This is a genomic window from Hymenobacter sp. BT559 (genome assembly GCF_016427535.1).
Lineage (GTDB): Bacteria > Bacteroidota > Bacteroidia > Cytophagales > Hymenobacteraceae > Hymenobacter.
This window is the reverse complement of the sequence record NZ_JAELXV010000003.1, coordinates 299,270-320,170: the sequence shown is the minus strand read 5'-3', so window position 1 is coordinate 320,170 and position 20,901 is coordinate 299,270. Positions and strand designations below refer to the sequence as shown.

At 57.6% G+C, this 20,901-nt stretch carries 19 protein-coding genes; 5 read left to right on the top strand and 14 right to left on the bottom strand.

The genetic code is table 11. From position 1 onward, the window contains the following. Positions 1–58 precede the first annotated feature (58 nt). The 3 genes from JAO77_RS12180 to lipB form a co-directional block, all read right to left on the bottom strand. Positions 59–1,132, bottom strand: coding sequence for an MraY family glycosyltransferase (locus JAO77_RS12180; protein WP_235998396.1), 1,074 nt, complete (start codon positions 1,130–1,132; stop codon positions 59–61). An 83-nt stretch (positions 1,133–1,215) separates the two neighbouring features. After that, on the bottom strand, positions 1,216–1,647 hold the full coding sequence (locus JAO77_RS12175; protein ID WP_198990650.1) for a hypothetical protein: 432 nt from the start codon (positions 1,645–1,647) through the stop codon (positions 1,216–1,218). 187 nt (positions 1,648–1,834) lie between these two features. Then, a complete protein-coding gene (gene lipB, locus JAO77_RS12170; protein WP_370550216.1) occupies positions 1,835–2,554 on the bottom strand; it encodes a lipoyl(octanoyl) transferase LipB in 720 nt (239 codons plus the stop codon). 202 nt (positions 2,555–2,756) lie between these two features. Between lipB and JAO77_RS12165 the strand changes: the two genes are divergently transcribed. The 3 genes from JAO77_RS12165 (at position 2,757) to JAO77_RS24135 (ending at position 4,312) form a co-directional block, all read left to right on the top strand. Continuing rightward, the gene (locus JAO77_RS12165; RefSeq protein ID WP_198990648.1) at positions 2,757–3,116 is read left to right on the top strand and encodes a YraN family protein; all 360 of its coding nucleotides are present in this window, start codon (positions 2,757–2,759) and stop codon (positions 3,114–3,116) included. Between the two features lie 6 nt (positions 3,117–3,122). Beyond that, positions 3,123–3,743: a pseudouridine synthase gene (locus JAO77_RS12160; protein WP_235998395.1), complete on the top strand. Its 621-nt coding sequence runs from the start codon at positions 3,123–3,125 to the stop codon at positions 3,741–3,743. A gap of 107 nt (positions 3,744–3,850) precedes the next feature. After that, on the top strand, positions 3,851–4,312 hold the full coding sequence (locus tag JAO77_RS24135; protein ID WP_235998394.1) for a cold-shock protein: 462 nt from the start codon (positions 3,851–3,853) through the stop codon (positions 4,310–4,312). 103 nt (positions 4,313–4,415) lie between these two features. Here the strand turns inward: JAO77_RS24135 and JAO77_RS12150 are convergent, their stop codons facing one another. Then, positions 4,416–6,416, bottom strand: a complete 2,001-nt coding sequence (locus JAO77_RS12150) for an amidohydrolase family protein (RefSeq protein WP_198990647.1) — start codon at positions 6,414–6,416, stop codon at positions 4,416–4,418. A gap of 151 nt (positions 6,417–6,567) precedes the next feature. On the opposite strand from JAO77_RS12150, the gene JAO77_RS12145 reads away from it, so the two are divergent. Further along, complete coding sequence (locus JAO77_RS12145) at positions 6,568–7,347, top strand: suppressor of fused domain protein (RefSeq protein ID WP_198990646.1); 780 nt, start codon at positions 6,568–6,570, stop codon at positions 7,345–7,347. Between the two features lie 85 nt (positions 7,348–7,432). Here JAO77_RS12145 and lpdA read toward each other — a convergent pair whose 3' ends face one another. From lpdA to JAO77_RS12095, 10 genes are all read right to left on the bottom strand, one after another. Beyond that, positions 7,433–8,839, bottom strand: a complete 1,407-nt coding sequence (gene lpdA, locus JAO77_RS12140) for a dihydrolipoyl dehydrogenase (protein ID WP_198990645.1) — start codon at positions 8,837–8,839, stop codon at positions 7,433–7,435. A gap of 151 nt (positions 8,840–8,990) precedes the next feature. Next, positions 8,991–9,497, bottom strand: a complete 507-nt coding sequence (locus JAO77_RS12135) for a DUF4126 family protein (protein ID WP_198990644.1) — start codon at positions 9,495–9,497, stop codon at positions 8,991–8,993. Positions 9,498–9,902: 405 nt separating this feature from the next. Further along, entirely contained in the window at positions 9,903–10,583 is a 681-nt protein-coding gene (locus tag JAO77_RS12130) for a carboxypeptidase-like regulatory domain-containing protein (protein ID WP_198990643.1), read from the bottom strand. 72 nt (positions 10,584–10,655) lie between these two features. Next, on the bottom strand, positions 10,656–11,114 hold the full coding sequence (locus tag JAO77_RS12125; protein WP_198990642.1) for a hypothetical protein: 459 nt from the start codon (positions 11,112–11,114) through the stop codon (positions 10,656–10,658). A 408-nt stretch (positions 11,115–11,522) separates the two neighbouring features. After that, positions 11,523–12,230 carry a Crp/Fnr family transcriptional regulator gene (locus tag JAO77_RS12120; RefSeq protein ID WP_198990641.1) on the bottom strand — a complete coding sequence of 236 codons (708 nt, stop codon included), beginning with the start codon at positions 12,228–12,230 and terminating at the stop codon, positions 11,523–11,525. A gap of 190 nt (positions 12,231–12,420) precedes the next feature. Beyond that, positions 12,421–14,073 (bottom strand): 2-oxoglutarate dehydrogenase complex dihydrolipoyllysine-residue succinyltransferase, encoded by a 1,653-nt coding sequence (odhB, locus tag JAO77_RS12115; RefSeq protein WP_198990640.1) that lies wholly within the window; start codon positions 14,071–14,073, stop codon positions 12,421–12,423. Positions 14,074–14,199: 126 nt separating this feature from the next. Then, positions 14,200–17,130 carry a 2-oxoglutarate dehydrogenase E1 component gene (locus JAO77_RS12110; protein ID WP_198990639.1) on the bottom strand — a complete coding sequence of 977 codons (2,931 nt, stop codon included), beginning with the start codon at positions 17,128–17,130 and terminating at the stop codon, positions 14,200–14,202. A 250-nt stretch (positions 17,131–17,380) separates the two neighbouring features. Then, entirely contained in the window at positions 17,381–18,574 is a 1,194-nt protein-coding gene (locus JAO77_RS12105) for an SMP-30/gluconolactonase/LRE family protein (protein ID WP_198990638.1), read from the bottom strand. A 194-nt stretch (positions 18,575–18,768) separates the two neighbouring features. Continuing rightward, positions 18,769–19,785, bottom strand: coding sequence for a hypothetical protein (locus tag JAO77_RS12100; protein ID WP_198990637.1), 1,017 nt, complete (start codon positions 19,783–19,785; stop codon positions 18,769–18,771). 119 nt (positions 19,786–19,904) lie between these two features. Next, on the bottom strand, positions 19,905–20,306 hold the full coding sequence (locus JAO77_RS12095) for a hypothetical protein (protein WP_198990636.1): 402 nt from the start codon (positions 20,304–20,306) through the stop codon (positions 19,905–19,907). Between the two features lie 149 nt (positions 20,307–20,455). On the opposite strand from JAO77_RS12095, the gene JAO77_RS12090 reads away from it, so the two are divergent. Further along, entirely contained in the window at positions 20,456–20,863 is a 408-nt protein-coding gene (locus tag JAO77_RS12090) for a hypothetical protein (protein ID WP_198990635.1), read from the top strand. The last annotated feature ends 38 nt before the right edge of the window (positions 20,864–20,901 follow it).

Sequence of the window (20,901 nt, the reverse complement as noted above, 5' to 3'; positions counted from 1 at the left end):
CAGCAGGAGTGACCACCTCCTAAGCACCCTAAACCAAGCTTTTGCTACTGTGCGCACGCTACGAAGAAGCTACCTGCCGCTTAGCAACCCGGCTTTGGTAAACGCCTAGAAACACGCTGAGCAGTATTCCAAATACTACCAGCGCCCCAATCAAGGCGATGTTACCTAGGTGCGTAAAGCTGATTACGAATAGGATAACTACCGCATTAAGCAGGCCGAGCAGAAGCACCGTGCTAATTTGGGAGAAGCCCAGGGCCATGATGCGGTGGTGCACGTGGTTTTTGTCGGGGGCGAAGGGCGACTTACCAGCCAGCGCGCGCAGGGTAAACACCCGCAGCGTATCGAAGAGAGGCACAAATAGGATACCTAGGGTCACGGCCGGGGCCACGTTGCCGAAGGGCTGCCCCGTACCATTGCCCATCTCGATAAACTGAATGGCTAGTATGGAGACAATGAACCCACACACCAACGAGCCGGTATCGCCCATGAAGATGGTGGCCTTGTGGAAGTTGTAGCGCAAAAAGCCTAGCATACCGCCAATAAGACACACCGCTACAAACGCATAGTTGCTGTACGTGGCCCCACCGTAGCGATAGAAGTAGTACCCAAACGTACTACTGATTATCAGAACCATGGTACCCGCCAGGCCATCTAGGCCGTCAATGAGATTGATGGCATTGGTGACGCCCACGATAACCACAAACGTGAAGCCATAGCTAAAGCCTACTGGCAATGTTTCGATACCTAGGATGCCCTGAAAGCTGGTGATGCGCACATCGGCCATTATCATAACCACCCCGGTGGCCAGCAGTTGACCGATAAATTTCTTCATCACCGAAATGGTCACCATATCGTCTTTGAGACCCACGAAGAAAAGGATGATGCAGCCCGCTAACAGTTGCTGCACTCCATTGCCGAGTGGCGCAAAGATGGTAAGCGCCGACATGAACCCCGCGAAGATGGCCACCCCGCCCAGCCGCGGCGTGAGGGACTTGTGCACGGTACGGCCGTTGGGCGTGTCAAGTAGGTTTTTGAGGTGCGCAATGAATATGATGGAAGGCACCGCAAACATGGCAACGAGCAGCGCCCACAACGCGGCCAGGGCCAGATATATACTAAGAGTGTGGTTCATAGCGCGGAAGCGACAAGGACAACAGACGAAAACAGGAACGGCGGACGACTTACCACCATGAGGAGCGCACGTGCACCCTTATCCTAGCTGTGCAGCACGCCAGCCTGGCCGTCGAGCAGGTCGATGCGGCTAAAGTTGGCGGGCACGATAGAGTCGGGAACAAACACAAACTTTTTGTCGAAAACCTGGCCGCCTAGGTAGTAGCTCACCCAGTATTGATTGGTGAGGTGAAACACGGCGGGGTCGATAAGCTCGACAGGCGTGGCCGAGTGCGGCGCTATCTCCGGAAAATGATAGCGTAGGGTAGAGGTGCGTACTGCTTGACCATCGGGCTGCGTGCCGTAGCCCTCCGATGCAATAATGACGGTTTCGAGCGGAAACTCATTATTGTTGAGCAGGAATACTTGCCAAGTAGCCACGCCCGTTTCGCCGAGCGTAGTATCTGCAGCAGGAGCATCGGGCACAATCGCAATAGAAACGCCTACTACAGGCTCGAAGGGAATATCTTGTTTCATGAGGCATTACGGCCCGGCGCACCAGAATACACGTCGGTCCTAATCAGTGAAAAGCGGCTACCTTTTGCAAGACACATTATAGCCGGCTTATTTATACTCGACAATAACTGCATAGCACTCTGCTCATCAACAGTTAAAGCCTTAAATTTTAATTTCTTCCTTGTCAAGTGCCACCACCTCGGCAGCCTTAGCCAAAGCTAGCACCTAGCTGCTCGCGCAAGTGCTCCAGTAACTGCTCTTGCACCTCTTCGATAGCCACGGCATGCCCTAGCTCGGCTTGCAGCGAGGTCACAGCTTTATCGGCAATACCGCAGGGCACGATGTAGCCAAAGTAGCTGAGGTCCGTATTTACATTGAGGGCTAAGCCGTGCAGGGTTACCCAGCGGCTACAGCGCACGCCCATGGCGCAGATTTTGCGCGGATTAGGCGCTCCCTCCTCCCAATCGAGCCACACGCCGGTAAGCCCCGCAATGCGTCCGGGCTGCAGTCCGTATAGCTTCAGCGTTTGAATAACGGCCTCCTCCAGCGCTCGCAAGTACCAATGAATATCGGGCCGATAGTTTTCGAGGTCCAGCAGCGGATACACTACTAGCTGGCCAGGTCCGTGAAAGGTAATGTCGCCTCCACGATTGATGCGGTGGAAGGTGGCACCGTGCGCCGCCAGGGCTGCGTCGTCGAGCAGCAGGTGCTCGGGCTTGCCGCTCTTGCCTAGGGTGTAGGTGGGCGGGTGCTGGCAGCAAAGCACGTGGTTAGGCGTGGGCTGCTGAGGCTGGCCAGCAGCTTCGGCCACGCGGTTAGCAGCCTTAATGGCCAGGGTATCGGCCAGTAGCTGCTCTTGCAAATCCCAGGTAGGCACGTAAGGCACAAGCCCTAAACGCTGCACCTGCAGGCACCTAGAGCCGGACACTAGCTCGGGTTGAGTATTTTCGCCTGGGCTAAGAGCAACTGGGGCGGCGCAGGCCGAGTAAAAATCCATAGCTTCTGAAGACAAGGCGCGCGTTTGAGGCGCGATGAACGGTTATACAAAGGTACTTCGCGCCGCAGGCTTTGGCTTGGGGCCGGGCAGGTGGCAACACGCAAGCTGCCGGCAGCACTTGCTTTATTTTTTCATGACTACATCTGCCCATGCGCTAGGCCGGGCTGGCGAGGAGGCAGCCGCTGCATTTTACCAGCAAGCCGGCTATGCGGTGCTGCTGCGCAGCTACCGCCACGGCCGAGCCGAGGTAGACTTAGTTGCCCAGCGCGGCCAGGAGCTGCTCGTGTTTGTAGAAGTCAAAACCCGGTCGGGCAGCCAGTACGGCCCGCCCGAAACCTTCGTCTCGCCCCGCAAGAAAGAGCTTTTCCGATTGGCTGCTACGCACTTGCAGGAAGAGCTAAATTGGACCGGCGACATTCGCTTCGACATTCTAGCTCTCACTCATCTCAGCCAAGGCTTTCGGATAGAGCTGTTTGAAGATGCTTTTTACTAGATTACCTTGACCATCGACCCTTCCTTGACGGAGCCCACTGAGCTGCACCGCCACTTTTTATTGCACAAACCCGCTGGCTACCTCAGTCAGTTCATTAGTGCCTTCCCACGCGAGGCCCGCCTCAAACGCTTCCTAGGTGAGCTCTACGATTTTCCGCCCGGCACCATGGCTGTGGGCCGGCTCGACGAAGACAGCGAGGGCCTGCTGCTACTCACCACCGATGGCAGGCTGAGCGAGGCGGTGCGCAGCCACCACATAGAAAAAGAGTACTATGCCCAGGTCGATGGCCTCGTCACCGACGACGCCCTGGCCCAGCTGCGGCAGGGCGTCGCCATCAGCATTCAGGGCAAGGCCTACCGCACAGGGCCATGCCTAGCCCGCGGGCTGGCGCAGGCGCCGGACCTCGCCCCGCGGGCGCGGCCCGTGCGCGACGACCGGCATGGCCCTACTAGCTGGCTGTCGCTCACGCTCACGGAAGGCAAGTTTCGCCAGGTGAGGAAGATGACCGCTGCCGTGGGCCTACCCACCCTGCGGCTGGTGCGCGTACGCATCGGACCGTGGCACCTAGGCGACCTGGCGCCCGGCCAAGTGCAAGAGCTAGCTGTCGCGGACGTAGCACTTCTGTAAAAAAGCAGATAACTAAGTTATTTTTCGTACCTTCGGCGGAATCTAATTGGCTGTTTTATCCTTTTCAGTATAAGACACTAACCCAACGATACCGCTACCAAGCATCTATGGCAAGAGCACAGGAAACCTTTAGCAAAAAGGAAAACGAGAAGAAGCGCCTAAAGAAGAAGAACGACAAAGAAGAGAAGCGCAAAGAGCGCCAAGCCAATGCTACCTCGGGCCAGAGCCTAGAGGATATGCTTGCTTATGTAGATGAGGACGGCAACATCACGAACACGCCGCCCGACCCCACGCGCAAGCGTAAGGAAATCTCTGTCGAAAGCATTCAAATTGGCGTGCCCAAGCAAGAAGACCGCGAGCCCGAAGACACGCTGCGCACTGGCACCGTGTCATTCTTCAATGACTCGAAAGGCTACGGCTTCATCAAAGACCAAGCTTCGCAGGAAAGCATTTTCGTGCACGCCAACGCCCTAGGTGGCCTCACGCTGAAAGAAGGCAACAAAGTGACCTTCGAAGTAGAGCCCGGCATGAAGGGTCCAACGGCTGTGCGCGTAAAGCTGGCTAGCTAGGCGACTGCTGCACAAGCATATATAGGGCTACTTTATGCGCCCATCATTTTAACAAAAGCCCTGCGCTACTCAGTAGCGTAGGGCTTTTGCGTGTGGCTCCCCCCTACCTAGGCCCGACCAACTCGGAGTAGTCGGCCAGCCGACGAAGTTGAGCGGGCTCGTATACTTGTCCGGCTTTCACCACTAGTTGCACCTGTCGGATGTCTCGAATATGAGCCAGCGGGTCGCCGTCGATGAGGACTAGGTCGGCCTGCTTGCCGGGGTCGAGCGAACCAGCACGGGCATCCAGCTTCAGGGCGCGAGCAGCGGCGATGGTAGCCGTTTGCAGCGCTTGCATGGGCGTGAGGCCGCCCTGCACATACAGTTCCAATTCACGAGCTAGGCTAGTGCCAGGAAAGCCCATGTCGGTGCCTGCCACCACCGGGATGCCGTGGTCGTTAAGCGCTTTTACGAGGAGCGGGTAGCTGGCTACGTAAGAGGCCGACTTAGCCGCATCGGCCGGGTCTTGGCCCATGTTCACAAACAGCGCCTGCAAAGGCTGCGGCAGCCGCAGGTAGGCAGGCTCGATGGCCATAATATCGTCTTTGGTCGAGCGGTACGCCAGCTCAAACACTCCCACTGTGGGGTCGATAACCGTGCGATGGGCTTTGAGGAAGGCAAAGACGCGAGCGGCTGTGGTGTCGGTAAGAATAACCGAGCCGTCGGGGTTGCGGCGTAGCAGCCGCACCACGTAGTTGATATGATTGACCTGGTCCATGCCCGCCGCCACGCCTTGTAACAGGGTCATGTCGTCAGGGATGTGGCCCGTAACCGTAAGGCCCAGGCGGTGCGCTTCGGCACATACGGCGTGTACTACTGCGGGCTTCACCGAGCTGTAGAGCTTGATTTGGGCAAAGCCGCTGGCCTTGTAGCGCTGCACTAGTCGCACCGCTTCGGCCGGGGTATCGGCTATTTCGATACCTAGGGTGCGCGGCCCGCTGCCATCGATGAGGCCGGCCTTGAGAATGCCCGGCCCTACCCCCTGCCCACTGTCGATAGCGCGCTGCACAGCGTTGATATAGGCAAACTCGTTGCCGCAGTCGCGTACAGTGGTCACGCCGGCAGCCAGGTAGGCTGGCCCCCATTCGGCCTGCTGAAAATGGGCGTGCATGTCCCACAACCCCGGCAGCACCGTTTTACCCTCAGCCCGGATTATGCGCGCACCTTTCGGGATGGCTACAGCCGTGGCCGGCCCCACCTTCAGCACCTTACCGCCCTGCAGTAGTACCGTGGCCTTGGGGATGCGGCGGCCCCGCACCACATCGACCACCGTGCCGCCCACCACGGCCAGAAGCGGAACCGGGGCAGCTGGTCGGGTGGCCGCCGCGCCCATCTCGGCCCGAAACAACTGCATGCCGCGCCGTGCTGCCCGGCTGATAAGCGCTGGCAGTAATGCCTCGTAGGACTGGGCCATCAACTCTAGCTTGTCGCCCTCGGCGTCATTGGTGATGAGACCCACGAGGTTGCCCTGCTGGTCGGTCCAGAGCAGCTCGTTGCCCCACACGAGGCCCTTAAGCACGTAGCGTCGCAGTAGCAGCGGCTGGTTCTGATATTGTAGGGTATCTATTCCATCTTCGCGGATGCGCACCGTGCCGCTGGGCAGCATATTTAGGCTAGCGGGGCGGCCGTGCTGCTGCCAGTAGCGCAGCAGCAGCCACTGCCCAGTGCCCGGCGCATAGCCCGCCACCGGAAAGCTCAAGGCCGGCCGCGGCTCGGTATGCACCGCCTCATTGATGCGGATGCGGGCCTGCCCATCGGCCCCAAGGCTCACCGTATCGTTGATGCTGCTGAAGCGCGAGGTCTGCCCCTTCACAGCCAGGCGCAGCGGCTCGCCGGCGGGTGTAGTAGCGATTTGGGCGGTGAGCGCCACTGGCGAGCCCCGGTCTACGAACCGGAAAGCGACGTCGTAAGTGTACGCCTGCGGGGTGCGCGTGAGGCGGTAGGTTTCCTTGCCGATACGCTGCGCGAATTTGTGCAGTAGAAAGGTGGCCGTATCGGCGGGGGCCGTTTGGGCGCGGGCGGCGAGCGGCAGCACGCAACTAGCCAAGAGGAGAAGTAGACGCATGGACTGAGTACTAAAGCAGGCAGCACAACATTACAAAGTGTACCGACAATTCTTGTTTTTGCCCCTGTCTTAAAGGCTGTTTAGTAGCTATACCAAAAGCCGGAAGCTCGTCTCAGCAACCTTGCCGCAAACTAACGCCGTATAGCCGCGCATGGCTAATTCGCCCACTTCCCCCTCCCACTCCGGCCCAGACGACGAGCCGGAACTGACGCCCTCGGGCGCGCCCATCTACCGCTACGATGGCGTGGCGCCTGCCCCGTTTGAACTGGCCAGTGGCGACGACGTGACCATTACGGCCATTGCCGACCACATCGAGCGGCACCTAGGGCCGGTGCAAGGCGTGTACCACGAACTCATCTCCGACAAGGTACACCTCGACGTGCATGTGGTGGCCCCCAGCGCCGACTTCCCTTTTTACGCCCTCATCACCTCGGGCATGAGCGACCGGCCCATGACCGTACCGCCTGAAGCCAGCCCCGACGACGCCCCACCTTTTGCCGAGCTGTGCATCTTGCTGCCCAGCACTTGGCGCATCCCCCCCGACCCGGCCGACATGGCCGAGGCTTTCGAAGATGAAAACACGTACTGGCCCATCCGCTGGCTGAAACTGCTGGCTCGCCTGCCCCATGAGTACGGCACCTGGCTGGGTTTCGGCCACACCATCCCCAACGGCGAAGACGCCACGCCCTTCGCCGACAATACCGCGCTGGGCTGCATGCTGCTGCTCACCGCCCTCAGCTTACCCGAAGAGTTTCAAACGCTGGAAATCAACCCCGATAAAACGGTGCATTTCTATACCCTCTACCCCATCTACCGCGAGGAAATGGACTTAAAAATGGAGCAAGGCGTGGATGCGCTCATCGACCGCTTCGAGGTTTTCGACACCAACGACGTACTGGACTTGAACCGGCCAAATACGGCGCTGGCCTGAGCTAATAAAAACTATACCAAACAAAAGCGGCTGAAGCTCCTAGAGCTTCAGCCGCTTTTGTATTTCTACCGCAGGGTGGGGGGTATTACATGTGAATTGCCCGATTCTCGGTAGCCGCCAAGCAGGCCTCTTTCATGGCCTCGGCGTAGGTGGGGTGCGAGTGGCTCATGCGGGCCACGTCCTCGGCGGAGGCGCGGAACTCCATGGCCGTCACGGCTTCGGCGATGAGGTCGGCGATGCGCGGTCCTATCATGTGCACACCTAGGATTTCGTCGGTGGTTTTGTCGGCCAGCACCTTCACAAAGCCGTCGGTGTCGCCGCTGGCACGGGCGCGGCCGCTGGCTTTGAAGGGGAACGAACCCACTTTGTAGGCCTTACCCTGCTCCTTGAGCTGCTCCTCGGTGTAGCCCACGCCAGCCACTTCGGGCCAGGTGTACACCACGCCAGGTATTAGCAAGTAGTTGATGTGCGGCTTCTGACCCACGATGGTCTCGGCCACGAACACGCCTTCTTCCTCAGCCTTGTGGGCCAGCATGGCGCCGCGCACCACGTCGCCAATGGCGTAGATGCCGGGCACGTTGGTTTGCAGGTGCTCATCGACCTTGATGCGGCCGCGCTCTTCCATTTCTACGCCGGCAGCCTCTAGGTTGAGGCCAGCGGTATAAGGAACGCGGCCCACGGCCACGAGGCAGTAATCGCCCTCAAATTTCACCTCCTCGCCCTTGGCGTTGGTAGCGGTCACGGTCACGTTGTCGCCATCGCGGGTAGCGCCGGTAACTTTATGCGAGAAGAAAAACTCGATGCCGATTTTGCCCAGCACGCGGCGCAATTCCTTACCTAGGCCGCGGTCCATGGTTGGGATGATGCTGTCCATGAACTCTACCACCGATACCTTGGCACCTAAGCGGGCATACACAGAAGCCATTTCGAGGCCAATCACGCCGCCGCCAATCACTATCATGTGCTTGGGTACTTCGCGAATGTTCAGGGCCTCGGTGCTGGTGATGATGCGCTGCTTGTCCTGCTTAATGAACGGCAGCACCGTGGGCTTGGAGCCAGTGGCGATAATGACGTTCTTCGTCTCTATTTGCTGCGCCTCGCCGCCCTCAGTGGGCGCGATGCTGAGGTGATTTTTATCAACGAACGAGCCGACGCCGGTGAGCACGTCGATTTTGTTCTTTTTCATCAGATAGGCGATGCCGTCCACATTAGCCTTCACCACGCCAGCCTTGCGGTCTATCATGCGGTTCATGTCCACCGTCAGGTTATCGAGCCCGATGCCGTGGTCGGCAAACGCCGTGTGGGCGTTGTGGTAGTGCTCCGAAGAGTCAAGCAGCGCCTTGCTCGGAATACAGCCCACATTGAGGCAAGTGCCACCTAGGGTCGGATACTTCTCGATAAGCGCAGTTTTGAGGCCCAGCTGGGCGCACCGGATGGCGGCTACATATCCGCCAGGGCCCGAGCCGATGACGGTGACATCATATTGATTCATAATCGCAAAAAACGGGTAGGGCTAACCATCCGGCCAGCCCGGCAAAGATACGCGGGCGTAGCGGGCGAATACCTCGCCCGCTACGCCCGCGTTCTTAACAAGTAGCCCGCCCAAAATGTGCGACCTAGTGCCCGAGAGCAGTCAGTTCATCTTACGACTGCTTTTGGCTCTTGGCCAGCGCTGCCCCAAGGCCCAGCACCAGCGCATCTTCGCCTGCCCCGACAAGGCTCGTGTTTGTGCTGGTTTTCTGGCTAATAGCTTGACGCAGGTAAAACGTGAGGTACGTAGCTGCCACTGCGCCAAGTGCCCCCACTAGCGCACCACCTAGGGCGCTGCCGCCCTTGCTCTTGTACACCGTAGCTCCTACTAGCGCGCCCGAGGTAGCGCGTGTCGAAAGCTGCATTGGCACAATGCGGTTGGGCGTATTCGGCAACTTATCGCCCACAAACTCGCCGGCAATAAGAAACCGCAGCGCGGTAGTAGCGCCCGGCTTGGCCAAAAAGCGGAGCGGCGAGCCTGCCAGCGCTGGCGCTAGTGCCTGCTGTGAAAGATATTGGCTTAGGAAAGCAGGCCCTGAGGTAGCTCGTGAGCCCGCCAGCGCGGCAAAGCCCAACGCGGGCCAAAACTTAGCACCGCGCGATTTGTGAGAAGAAGTCATACGAGAGAAGCATCAAAGAATTTGGCATAGTACGCAAAAGCGCAGCCGCCGGCTTGAAGCTATTCCTAGGCGCACAAAAGCCCACCCGAAATCGGGTGGGCTTTCGGCAAACTATCCGGGTTGCTACTGGCTAGTTTATTTGCCCGGCGTGCAACCGCAATATTTCGCGGGCAATAGCGCCGGGTTTGTTTTACGCCAATCCACTACGCAGTGAATGAACTTGTTATCCACCACAAGGTCATGAGGAAGGGAATTGGCGTGCGAAGTCAGCGCAGTACCCTAGGTAACGTTGGCTATAGCTGGCGCAACCAAGACGTGCAGTTCCACTGTGATGACTTTACTCTCTTTGTCAGCGAGGTTATTTACAGCGTTTGCCACATAAGCAGTCTTCTGCCATTAACGCTATTAGAAGAATAGCCAGTGCTTGCGCTTGCCCTGCTTAGGCTGCAGCACTACAGCAGACGTGGCATTAACAGCCTTCATTTCCTGCTCGGTATAGCCGCCATAGCCATACTGAAGCGTAGCCTGGCTGCCCGCCGCCACGCGCAGGCTATAGTTGCCGTTGGCATCAGTGCTGGTGCCATAAGCAGTACCCTTCTGCAGCACGGTGGCCCCAGCCAGCGGCAAGCCTTTTTCGTTTAGAATGCGGCCGTGCAGCACTACCGTGCGAGTGAGCGCAGCTTCTGGCACACTTGTCACCTCGGAGGCTGCCGATAGGCTAGCAGCCGAAGCTGATAGCGCAGCAGTGGGCAGCTTGCTGGCAGGTAGGTTGGCAGCCATGGAGGCCCCAGCTAGCATTGCACCCATTAGCACAAAGCTCATGGCCCGACGGCGAAAACGCTGGGGCTGCTCGCGCATAAACTGGACCTGACGACCAACCCACCCAGGCGCGGCCGCCTGGTTTTCGTCGGCCTGCAGGTCATGCCAGCGCGTCACTACCGAATAGGCTTCGCTGGCATCGCGGCGCAGGTAATCTTCTACCGCTTGCGCCGACGAGCGAGCCAGGTCTCCACGCAGGTAGGCATCCCGGTATACGGGCAGCAGTTCGCCGGTGGTAGCATCAAAAGGAGTAGCAGTCAGTTTCATGGGTAAGGAGGATGTAAAGGGTGAAAAGGAAATGGATGAATTGTACTTTGATAGGGTAATAAATAATACTATTTAAAAAGTCGTATGAATCGTCAAATCAGCAGCTTGTCGCATTACTTCACGAGCTAAAGCCAGATTAGTATCCGCTTCCTCAATCGCTAAACAGAGCAGGTATTGTCGATTCGATGCCAGATGAAGTAAGTGTAACTGTGTTGGCAGCGTCACCAGCACTTCTTCTAGGTAGTCTGATTCTGAGCCTTGGGCAGCTTGGTTGGCTTGTAGCTGCTGCACTGCCGCCATCCAAAAGGGAGCAGCGGTACTAGGCCATAGCTGTGGCTGGGTAGCGTAGGTCGCCAACACCTGCCCCGATTCCATTGCTATCACAGCCGCCATTAGGAGTTCTGGTAGCTCGGCTAATAAGTATTGAAGTGCAGCCGCTGCTCCCGTGGAAGTTGCCTCAGCACTAGCCACCACCTTTGATAAAGGACGACGGCCAAGCCCTGGCAAGCTGCGAAGAAAAGGAATATTCATAGCATCCGGACTAACTTATCGCCGGCCTTTCATAAATACGTCTAATTAGGTGAAATGCGTTCTAAATAAGGTCTGTAAATAATAGATATTCTCATAATACAAATATTATAATCTACTAACTAGCTATCTCACATAGGCAATATCACTATCTAATGCTTCAGTACTCTTGGCTTTCAACTATAGCAAAGCTCGTCGTACAACTGGTTCCAAAAAATGATTAATATCATTTTCGATGATGATTATAATTAAAATATTCTATTTCGCGAATTGCGCTGAAGTATGATTAAAGCAATAACCCGCCATACAAGTATTTATCCTATTCACTGGTTAAAAAAGCCAACCAGTAAGTATCTAAAGGCTCCGGACGGTGGATGCACCAATTCAGCCAAGGCCTTAAATGTCGACTCGTTAGTCGTACATGGTAGCTAGCTCCTGCAGGCGCAGAGGTTTTAGAATGGTAATCTGGCTGCCGCGTGTAACAATCATCCCAGCATCTTTAAACTCGGAAAGCAGCCGGCTAACGGTCTCTTTGGCAGTACCAACAAGGGCTGCCAAATCCTCGCGCCCTAGGGCAATACGAAAAGGTAAGGCCTCATCTTCCCGATGAAAAGTCTGCTGCACAAATAATAGGGCACCGGCTAAGCGCTCGCGCACTGGTTTGTAAGCTAAGTGGAGCATTCGCTCCTCTGCCAGCCCAAGTGTTTGGGCGAGGAGTTGCATGAGCCCCATGGCAAACTGCTGATTGCCTTGCACCAGTTGTAAAAAGTCTAGCCGAGGCATGAAGCACACCACACAATCTTCGAGTGCTACCGCCGAGTGTGTATACCGTGAGCCAGCTACCAAGGCACGATAGCCCATAACTCCACCCTCACGTAGGAGGTGCACAATCTGCTCTTTATTATCTCCTGCTGCTTTTGCCAGCTTTATCTTTCCTTGGTTGATGCAGAACAAGCCCATAGCTTGGCTGCCTTCATGATAAATGTATTGTCCCTTTTGATAATGCAGCGTTGTCTTGTTGCTGTTAATAGATGCCAGTTCTTCGGGCGAGCAGCAACTCAGCAATGGGTTTTGGCGGTGAGGACACGCCTGGCACTCGGGTTTGGTAAAGCGTTGCATATAATAATAGTAAGTATATAGCGGACATATCAAAATTAGCAGCTTAAATAAAAAACACAAAATAGACCCTGATACTTATGCAAGCATTAAATCTTATTAACAGCTGAATATCAGAGCAAAGTATACATAAACACAAAAAGACCCGCTTCTAAAAATAGAAGCGGGTCTTTGCAAAGTATTATAAAATCTATTAAATGCCTAATAGCAGGCGGGTTGGGTCCTCAAGCAGTTCTTTCACGCGCACCAAGAACGACACCGACTCGCGGCCGTCGATGATGCGGTGGTCGTAGCTCAAGGCTAGATACATCATGGGGCGGATAACCACTTGGCCGTTTTCGGCTACGGGGCGCTGAATGATGTTGTGCATCCCTAGGATAGCCGACTGCGGAGCGTTGATGATGGGCGTGCTCATCATCGAGCCAAAGATGCCGCCGTTGGTGATGGTGAACGTACCACCCGTCATCTGCTCGATGGTGAGCTTGTTGTCGCGGGCCAGGCCAGCGAGGCGCACCACTTCCTTCTCCACACCATCGAAGCTCAGCTTCTCGGCATTGCGAATAACTGGTACTACCAAACCTTTCGGGGCCGATACAGCGATGCTAATGTCGCAGAAATCCGAGTACACAATGCTGTCGCCGTCGATATAGGCGTTCACAGCGGGCCACTCTTTCAGGGCTACGCATACAGCCTTGGTGAAAAACGACATGAAGCCGAGGCCTACGCCGTTCTTCTCTTTGAACTTGTCTTTGAACTTGTTGCGCAAGTCCATGATGGGCTGCATGTTCACCTCGTTGAAGGTGGTGAGCATGGCCGTCTCATTTTTCACCGACACTAGGCGGCGGGCTACTGTCTTACGCAGGTTGCTCATGCGCTCGCGGCGCTGGCCGCGCTCGCCAGCTGGGGCGGCGGGCTGGGCAGCAGCAGGTGCCGAAGCTGCAGGAGCAGCGGCTGGAGCTGGCGCAGCGGGCTTAGCTTGGGCGTTCTGTGCGTCTTCCTTCGTGATGCGGCCATCGCGGCCCGTGCCGTTTACATCGGCAGCATTAATGCCTTTCTCACCTAGGATTTTGCCGGCAGCTGGCGAGGGCACGCCGGTGGCGTAGGTAGCTGCGCCGCTGGTAGCAACCTGGGCCGTAGCTGCCGGGGCCGACGCAGCAGGCGCACTGGCGGCCGGAGCCGCAGCCGCTCCATTACCACCTTCAATGTGCGCAATAGTAGCGCCGATGCTGATGGTATCGCCTTCCTTCACGGCGTGGCGCAACGTGCCGCTGCCCTCGGCGGGCAGCTCAAACGTGGCCTTATCCGATTCAAGCTCAGCGATTACTTCATCACGGCTTACTTGCGCACCGTCGGGCTTCAGCCACTTGGCCACCGTTACTTCGGTGATGGACTCACCCACGGCGGGAATCTTCATTTCAACCGAGCTGCTGCCAGCTGCCGGGGCAGTAGTGGGTGCACCCGGAGTAGAAGGGTCGGCCGCGGGGCGGTCGGCGGGCTGGCCGCCATAGCCGGCTTGGTCGCTGGCCTGGGGGTTCTGCTCACCTTGGGCAAGGGCATCGCCGCCGACAGCGGGCGCGGCAGCTTGGCCGTTGCCAGCCGGGGCGCCGGCGCCAGCACCATCGAGCTCCGCAATGACTGTCCCAATACCAATCGTTTCGCCTTCAGCCACGCGGATTTTCAACGTGCCGTCAGCTTCGGCGGGCAACTCAAACGTGGCTTTGTCCGATTCGAGCTCGGCGATTACTTCGTCGCGCTTTACGGCGTCGCCATCAGCTTTCAGCCACTTGGCAATAGTTACTTCGGTGATGGATTCGCCAACGGCGGGAATTTTGATTTCGGTGGGCATCTGAGAATGACGAAGAATTGTATTGGCAGGGAAACGGCACTACGCGAAAGGTGGCCGACCGCTAAAAATTAAAAGGGAAGATAGGCTGCGAGTATTCTCACAGCGCTAGCAACTTACATAGACTAACTACTCTTGCTTCTTAGCGATTTCGGCAGTCTCCTCGATTTGTTCGCTGGCAACTTCTTCGCGGCGCTCGCCGAAGGCGCGGGCCACGATTTCCTTTTGCTCTTTTACATGCACCTTGTTGTAGCCGGTAGCGGGCGAAGCCGAGGGCTTGCGAGCCACCACATCTTCGAGCTCGCGGCGCATAAAGCGGAGCAGGTAGTTCCAGTAGCCCATGTTTTCGGGCTCTTCCTGTACCCAGTAGATTTTGGCGTTGGGGTACTTGGCCAACTCCACGTCGAGTTGCTTTTTCGGGAAGGGGTGCAACTGCTCGAGGCGCACGATGGCTACATCCTTACGGTCTGACTTCTGCTGCTCGTCAAGCAGGTCGTAGTACACCTTACCCGAGCACAGCAGCACTTTCTCTACCTGGCCAGCGTCGGCAAAACCATCACCTAGGACCTCTTGGAAGCGGCCGCTCGTGAAATCCTCAATCGGCGACACGCACAGCGGGTTGCGTAGCATCGACTTGGGCGACATCATCACCAGCGGCTTGCGGAAGCTCCAGGTGAGCTGGCGGCGCAACGAGTGGAAGAAGTTAGCCGGCGTCGTGATGTTAGCCACGATGATGTTATTCTCAGCAGCGAGCTGCAAGAAGCGCTCGGGGCGAGCATTGGAGTGCTCTGGGCCCTGGCCTTCGTAGCCGTGGGGCAACTGCATTACGAGGCCCGTCATGCGCTGCCACTTGCTTTCGGAACTCACCACGAATTGGTCAATCATGGTTTGCGCACCGTTGGCAAAGTCGCCAAACTGTGCTTCCCAGATTACCAGCGCCGTGGGGTTAGCCATCGCGTAGCCAAATTCAAAACCCAGGACGGCATACTCGCTCAGCAGCGAGTTGTAGATGTTCAACTGCTGGTGCTCGCCTTCTAGGTGATTCAGTGAGTTGTACGGGGCCGACGTTTCGGCATCGTGCAGCACCGCATGGCGGTGTGAGAATGTGCCGCGCTGCACATCCTGGCCGCTCACACGCACCGTGTGGTTCTCGCTCATCAGCGAGCCGTAAGCTAGCAGCTCGCCAGCGGCCCAGTTGAGAGTGCGGGTTTCGTAGAACATTTTGCGGCGCTCTTTCAGCAGGTTATCAATCTGCTTGATGGGCCGGAAGTTCTCGGGAATGGTCGTCAGCGCCTTAGCTACGCGCTCCACGATTTCCTCGCTGATGCCGGTTTCCGGCGACTGGTCGAAGTCTTCATTGGTGCTGCGGCGCAGGGTGCGCCATTCATTTTCGAGGGCCTGGTACTTATAAGGAAGCGGCTGCTGCTTCACTTGGTCGAGGCGGGCTTGCAGCATGTCGCGGAACTCCTTGTCCATCTGGTTGGCCAGCTCGGCATCCACGTCGCCACGCTTCACCAGCGTGTTGTTGTACACCTCACGCGGGTTGGGATGCTTCGAGATAACGTTGTAGAGGGTAGGCTGCGTGAACTTGGGCTCGTCTGACTCGTTATGGCCGTGGCGGCGGTAGCACACCATATCAATGAAGATATCGGCGTGGAACTGCTGACGATACTCAGTAGCTAGGCGCACGGCAAACACCACTGCTTCGGGGTCGTCGCCATTCACGTGAATTACCGGCGCATCGATAATCTTAGCTAGGTCGGTGCTGTAGATAGACGAACGAGCGTCTTCAAAATCAGTGGTAAAACCTACTTGGTTGTTAATCACGAAGTGAATCGTGCCGCCCGTCTTGTAGCCTTCGAGCTGCGACATCTGCGTTACCTCATAGCCGATGCCCTGGCCAGCCAACGCCGCATCGCCGTGGATGAGGATGGGCAGAATTTGGTGGTAATCGCCGTCGTATTGGTGCTCGATTTTAGCCCGCACGAAGCCTTCTACTACCGGGTTCACCGCCTCTAGGTGCGAGGGGTTAGGGGCCAGCTTTAGGTTGACTTTGTTGCCGCTCGTGGTGTCTACTTCCGACGAGTAGCCCATGTGGTACTTCACGTCGCCGTCGCCCATCGTGAGGTCGGGCGTGGCAGTACCCTCAAACTCGCTGAAAATCTGCTCATAGGTCTTACCCATGATGTTAGCCAGCACGTTGAGGCGGCCGCGGTGGGCCATACCAATCATCACTTCCTTCACGCCCAGTTCGGCCGCACGGTTGATGATGGCATCGAGGGCCGGGATAGCCGTTTCGCCACCCTCCAGCGAGAAGCGCTTCTGACCTAGAAACTTAGTGTGCAAGAAGTTTTCGAAAACGACTGCCTCGTTCAGCTTCTTAAGAATGCGCTTTTTGTACTCTACATCGGGGTTGAAGGCCAGCGCACCATGCTCGGCTTTCTGCTGGAACCAATCCAGAATCTGGGGGTCGCGGATATAAGTGAACTCGAAGCCTACCGTGCCGGCGTAAATACTGGTAAGCGCCGCTACAATTTCGCGGAGCGTGGCGCTCTGCCCTAGGCCCAGCGACTCACCCTGGCGGAACTTCGTGTCCAGGTCGCTGTCGCTCAAGCCAAAATCAGCGAGGTTCAGGCGCTCCTTGCGGTCTTTGCGCTCGCGCACGGGGTTGGTTTTGGCACGCAAGTGGCCACGGCTGCGGTAAGCGTGGATGAGGTTGCGCACGGCCGTTTCCTTGTCGCTAGCGGGTGCACCTTTGGCAATGGGGCCGGCATCATTAGTCGAGGCCTCCGTTTGGAGCACACCGTAGCCATCGGGCTGGGGTACGGGGCCGGGCGCTGGAGCAGCGCTGGTTTTGCCGGCCGGAGCCGCGCTGCCATTGGTGGCAGGTGCTTGGCCAGGTACTACCGGCGCACCCTCGGGGAACTGCTGTGAGAAATCGTAGCCTTCAAAAAACTTACGCCAGCCAAAATCGACCGATTCGGGGTTCTGCTGATACGCTTCGTATAGCGTTTCGATGGCCGCCACATCAGCATTGGCGATATAGGAGTAAGAATCCATAGGGAGTGGGAATTGAAAAGGCTACAACAAGCAGTGCAAAAGTAAACTAGCTGAGAATAACCTAAAAACCTACATGCGGTTACGCGAATAAGCTTAATGGACAACCAGATGAATTCTGCATATGCTGCTTTATAACTCGAAAAGTTTACCAAGCTAACGTAAAAAACTGGATTTTCCCGTAGCCCTACTTGCTAAAAAGCCCACTGCTTGGCACCTAGGGGCAGCAGTGGGCTTTTCGCTAAGCTGAACTTTACTTGGTAGCTGCCATTTTGTAGATGCGGAAGGGCTCGTGTGCTGAGGCTACACCTTTGTTCCAATTGGGCGTGAGGTCGAGCTCCGACACGGTGAAGTAGAGGCTCTTGCCATCGGGGTCCCAGGCGAAGGTATCGGGCCATTGTAGGCGCTCTTCCTGCACCAGCGTTTCGGTTTTGCCGTCGGGCGTGCGGCGTAGGATAGCGCCAGTCTCGAAAGCAGTAAGATAGAGGTTGCCTTTGCTGTCGATTTCCATGCCATCGCAGGCGGGCGCATCGGGTAACTTTTCGGGAGCGGCGTTCACTTGAGCGGCGCTGAGGGCCGGGTTACGCAATACCTCAGTTTTAATGCGGTAGAGCTCATGGCCCGACAGCGCCCGATAGTACAGGTATTGGTTATCGGTGCTAAGGGCAATACCATCGGCCTTAAACGAACCAGGCTTGCCCGTGGGGTCGATGAGGGCGTGGCCCTGCGCTTTGGTTACGAAGCCAGGGGTAGGCAGGGTTGAAGGCTGCTGCTTGAGTAGGGCGCGCGACGTACCAGTTTTGAGGTCAACTACTACCAGCGCGCCGGTACCCGACTCGGTCATGTAGGCGTAGTTGTTTTGCAGGTCGATGCGCACGTCGTTGAGGTACGACTTTCGCGGAGCCACGCTTTCCGGGATGGCGATGGTGCGCACTACCGTGCTGGTGGCGGGGTCAGTTTCGACTAGCTTGGGGCCGCCGGGCACGGTGTACTTGAGGCCAGGCGAGGCGGGGTCTACTATCCATAGGTGGCCTTTGGTATCGACGTAGCCAGCCTGTGGGCAAATCCAGTGCTTTTGGGGCTCATTGCGAAGCGAGTCGTTCCACATGCACCACTTGGCGTCGGGGTAAGGCGCGAGGGTATTTTTACCCGTCACGAGCGCCACGGGGTTGGTGGGATTGTAGTCCCAGCGCGGCGAAAAGGCGAATATCTTGCCGCCCGGCGCTACGGCCACGCCCGTGATTTGAGGGGCATTGATTTCGGCCACGATGGTGAGCGGCGAATTGGCGGGCGCGGGGGCCGGCACATGGGCAGCGGTCGAATCGGCAGGCATAGTGCCGCGGGTCTGGTTATCGGTGGCGCTGTTGCCGTTGCAGGCACCTAGGAGCAAGCCAGCGGCCACGGCCGCCGCGGGTGCCGCCGCCGATTTGGCGAAGAAAGAAGACATAGAAACAAGTGAGTAGGAATGGAAAAGCCCCAGCCGGCTACCGGCTGGGGCTTTGCATACGGGCAGCGCGGGGCGTCCGTTCGGTTGGGGTTAGGGTAGAGTAGGCTTCAGCTAGCGTAGTGTCGGCCTGCGGCTGCCTATCCTAGGTCTGCCTAATATGCCCTGACGCCACATTACCTAAAAACTAAGCTATACTACCCCTTGAAAGCTAATACGTTGAGCTGCTCGCCCGCTGCCTCGGCGGGCTGCGGCTGGCCAGTGGCATCGTAGAGCAAGCTTAGGGGCTGGAAGGGATTGCGCAGGATAATCTCTTCGGAGAGGCCCCAGCGCGCCCACAGGCCGGTGAGCACGTGGCCGTAGGACAGGTTTTCCCAAGGATTGAAGATTGTCGCCGTCACATCGTCGACCAGCGCATCGAGCACCAGCTCGGCACTGGGCGGGTCGAGCGGGCCAGGCCGGCGCGGGTAGATGTCGGGAATGGCCGACAGCAAATAGGCCGCGTAATAGACGCGGGCTTTAAACTCGGCTACCTGCACGGGGTGCAGCGGGCGCTGGGCATCGGCATACACTTGGCGCATAGCCTGGCCGATAAAGCCGATGTCGATAAGCGAAGCCACTACCACGGCATTGCCTAGCTTGATGCTAAATACCAGGGTATTGAGGTCGTCATCATATTCAAAGACCGGCGCCTCATAATGGTCGTCTGCCTCTAGCACGAACACTGAGCCGGGCACGAAGTCGGCGTAGTCGGTGGGCACGCGCAGGCCTTGCAGCAGCTGAAAAAACGGCCGAAACTTGCGCAGCAGCTGCACATTTTCGGCCAGCGGGTACTGGGGCTTGATGAGTGGCTGCTGCTGCTGCACCAATTCGGCGGCGAAGATGCCGTAGAACATTTTGGCTGCCCACTGCCACAGGCGGGCGGGTAGCAAGGCGCGCAGGCCGGCGGGGCCACCTAGGGCCGCTTGCTGCACCTCGTCTTCGAGGGCTTGCAGGCTCGGGCGTAGCGCGGGGGCCAGTGGCAGGCGCAGGGCAGCGTAGGTAGTCTGGCTCTGGTCGAGCAGGTAGATGGGGCGCTCGGCCAGGCCGTAGGCAGCCTGCACCCACTCGGCAAAAACCGGAACGGTATCAGCGGGGCCAACGGGCTGGCCGGTAAGAAAGCAGCGGCCGGGGCCAAACTGCATGCCCTCGAAAGGGTCGTAGAGGGTAATCATGAGCGACGCGAATTGCGGTGCAAAGGTCGGGGCAAAAAAATAGCGCGGCCCCGGAGGGGTCCGCGCTAAAGTGGCGTGCAAGCGGCAAACCGCAGATTTAGAGTACCTAGGGCTTGCGCTTAGCGCGAAAGCAGGTTGCTGGCTTTGATGAGCAGGCGGCTCAGCTTGTGCAGCGAATCGGAGTAGCCATTGGCAGCTTCTTCGCTCACCTTCTGGGTTTCAGCACCTAGGCTGGCCAGAATTTCGGCAATCTCATGGGCTTGGGTATCGGAGGCGCTGAGACGCTCGCGCAGCAGCTTCACTTCCTGGCACACTTTGGCTAGGCCGGGGCGGTCGCTGGCTTCGAGCACCATTTCCCAACGCTCCAGCTCGTGCAGGCCGCTGGCCCCATCGGCATTGGGCAGGCCCTCGCCGAGTAGGCCTAGGGTATCGGTGAGCAGAGCCGTGCTTTGTTCGTCGCTGATGTGCAGCGGCTCGGTGCGGGCGGGCGGGGTGTGCGGGGTGGAGGCAGTGGAATCCATAGAATGAAGGAAAAGCAAAATCGAGGTGCAACTCGGCTATACTTGCGCGGGGCAAAAAAAGTTGGTAAGCCCGAGCGCGGGCGAAGGTTACCTTTTGCAGAGAGCCTTCATTAAGCAGCACAATTTCACTTTCCCAACCCCCTACTCCCATGACTACTTCGTTCAAAACTCTGCTCGCCGCCGCTACCCTCAGCCTGAGCCTCGGCGCTTGCTCGACCGACACCGACACCACTAAAAACGCTGACGGCAGCACCACCACTACCACCGAGGTAACTACCCCCAGCGCCGAGCAAGTAGGCGACAAAATGGAGGCTGCTGGCGACAAAGCCGAAGCCAAAATGGAAGCCGCTGGTGACAAGATGGAAGCGGCTGCCGACAAAGCTGGCGACAAAATGGACGCCGCTGCTGACAACGCCAAAGCCAACGCCCAAGAAGCCGGTGCTAAAATGGACGCCAAAATGGATGCCGCTGGCAACAAAATGGACGCTATGGGCGACGCCGCTGCCAAGTCGGCTAGCCAGACCAAAGAGAACATGAAAGCTGCTGCCAAGCAGTAATTTCAGCTTACTGCCCAGGCACCTGGCAGTATATTAAA

Excerpts from the sequence above, each read along its gene's own strand:
- JAO77_RS12090 (WP_198990635.1), top strand. The coding sequence starts at position 20,456 with ATGACTACTTCGTTCAAAACTCTGCTCGCCGCCGCTACCCTCAGCCTG.
- JAO77_RS12125 (WP_198990642.1), bottom strand. The coding sequence starts at position 11,114 with ATGAATATTCCTTTTCTTCGCAGCTTGCCAGGGCTTGGCCGTCGTCCT.
- JAO77_RS12110 (WP_198990639.1), bottom strand. The coding sequence starts at position 17,130 with ATGGATTCTTACTCCTATATCGCCAATGCTGATGTGGCGGCCATCGAA.
- JAO77_RS12120 (WP_198990641.1), bottom strand. The coding sequence starts at position 12,230 with ATGCAACGCTTTACCAAACCCGAGTGCCAGGCGTGTCCTCACCGCCAA.
- JAO77_RS12175 (WP_198990650.1), bottom strand. The coding sequence starts at position 1,647 with ATGAAACAAGATATTCCCTTCGAGCCTGTAGTAGGCGTTTCTATTGCG.
- JAO77_RS12150 (WP_198990647.1), bottom strand. The coding sequence starts at position 6,416 with ATGCGTCTACTTCTCCTCTTGGCTAGTTGCGTGCTGCCGCTCGCCGCC.
- lpdA (WP_198990645.1), bottom strand. The coding sequence starts at position 8,839 with ATGAATCAATATGATGTCACCGTCATCGGCTCGGGCCCTGGCGGATAT.
- JAO77_RS12180 (WP_235998396.1), bottom strand. The coding sequence starts at position 1,132 with ATGAACCACACTCTTAGTATATATCTGGCCCTGGCCGCGTTGTGGGCG.
- JAO77_RS12130 (WP_198990643.1), bottom strand. The coding sequence starts at position 10,583 with ATGAAACTGACTGCTACTCCTTTTGATGCTACCACCGGCGAACTGCTG.
- JAO77_RS12145 (WP_198990646.1), top strand. The coding sequence starts at position 6,568 with ATGGCTAATTCGCCCACTTCCCCCTCCCACTCCGGCCCAGACGACGAG.
- JAO77_RS12105 (WP_198990638.1), bottom strand. The coding sequence starts at position 18,574 with ATGTCTTCTTTCTTCGCCAAATCGGCGGCGGCACCCGCGGCGGCCGTG.
- JAO77_RS12100 (WP_198990637.1), bottom strand. The coding sequence starts at position 19,785 with ATGATTACCCTCTACGACCCTTTCGAGGGCATGCAGTTTGGCCCCGGC.
- odhB (WP_198990640.1), bottom strand. The coding sequence starts at position 14,073 with ATGCCCACCGAAATCAAAATTCCCGCCGTTGGCGAATCCATCACCGAA.
- JAO77_RS24135 (WP_235998394.1), top strand. The coding sequence starts at position 3,851 with ATGGCAAGAGCACAGGAAACCTTTAGCAAAAAGGAAAACGAGAAGAAG.
- JAO77_RS12135 (WP_198990644.1), bottom strand. The coding sequence starts at position 9,497 with ATGACTTCTTCTCACAAATCGCGCGGTGCTAAGTTTTGGCCCGCGTTG.
- JAO77_RS12165 (WP_198990648.1), top strand. The coding sequence starts at position 2,757 with ATGACTACATCTGCCCATGCGCTAGGCCGGGCTGGCGAGGAGGCAGCC.
- JAO77_RS12095 (WP_198990636.1), bottom strand. The coding sequence starts at position 20,306 with ATGGATTCCACTGCCTCCACCCCGCACACCCCGCCCGCCCGCACCGAG.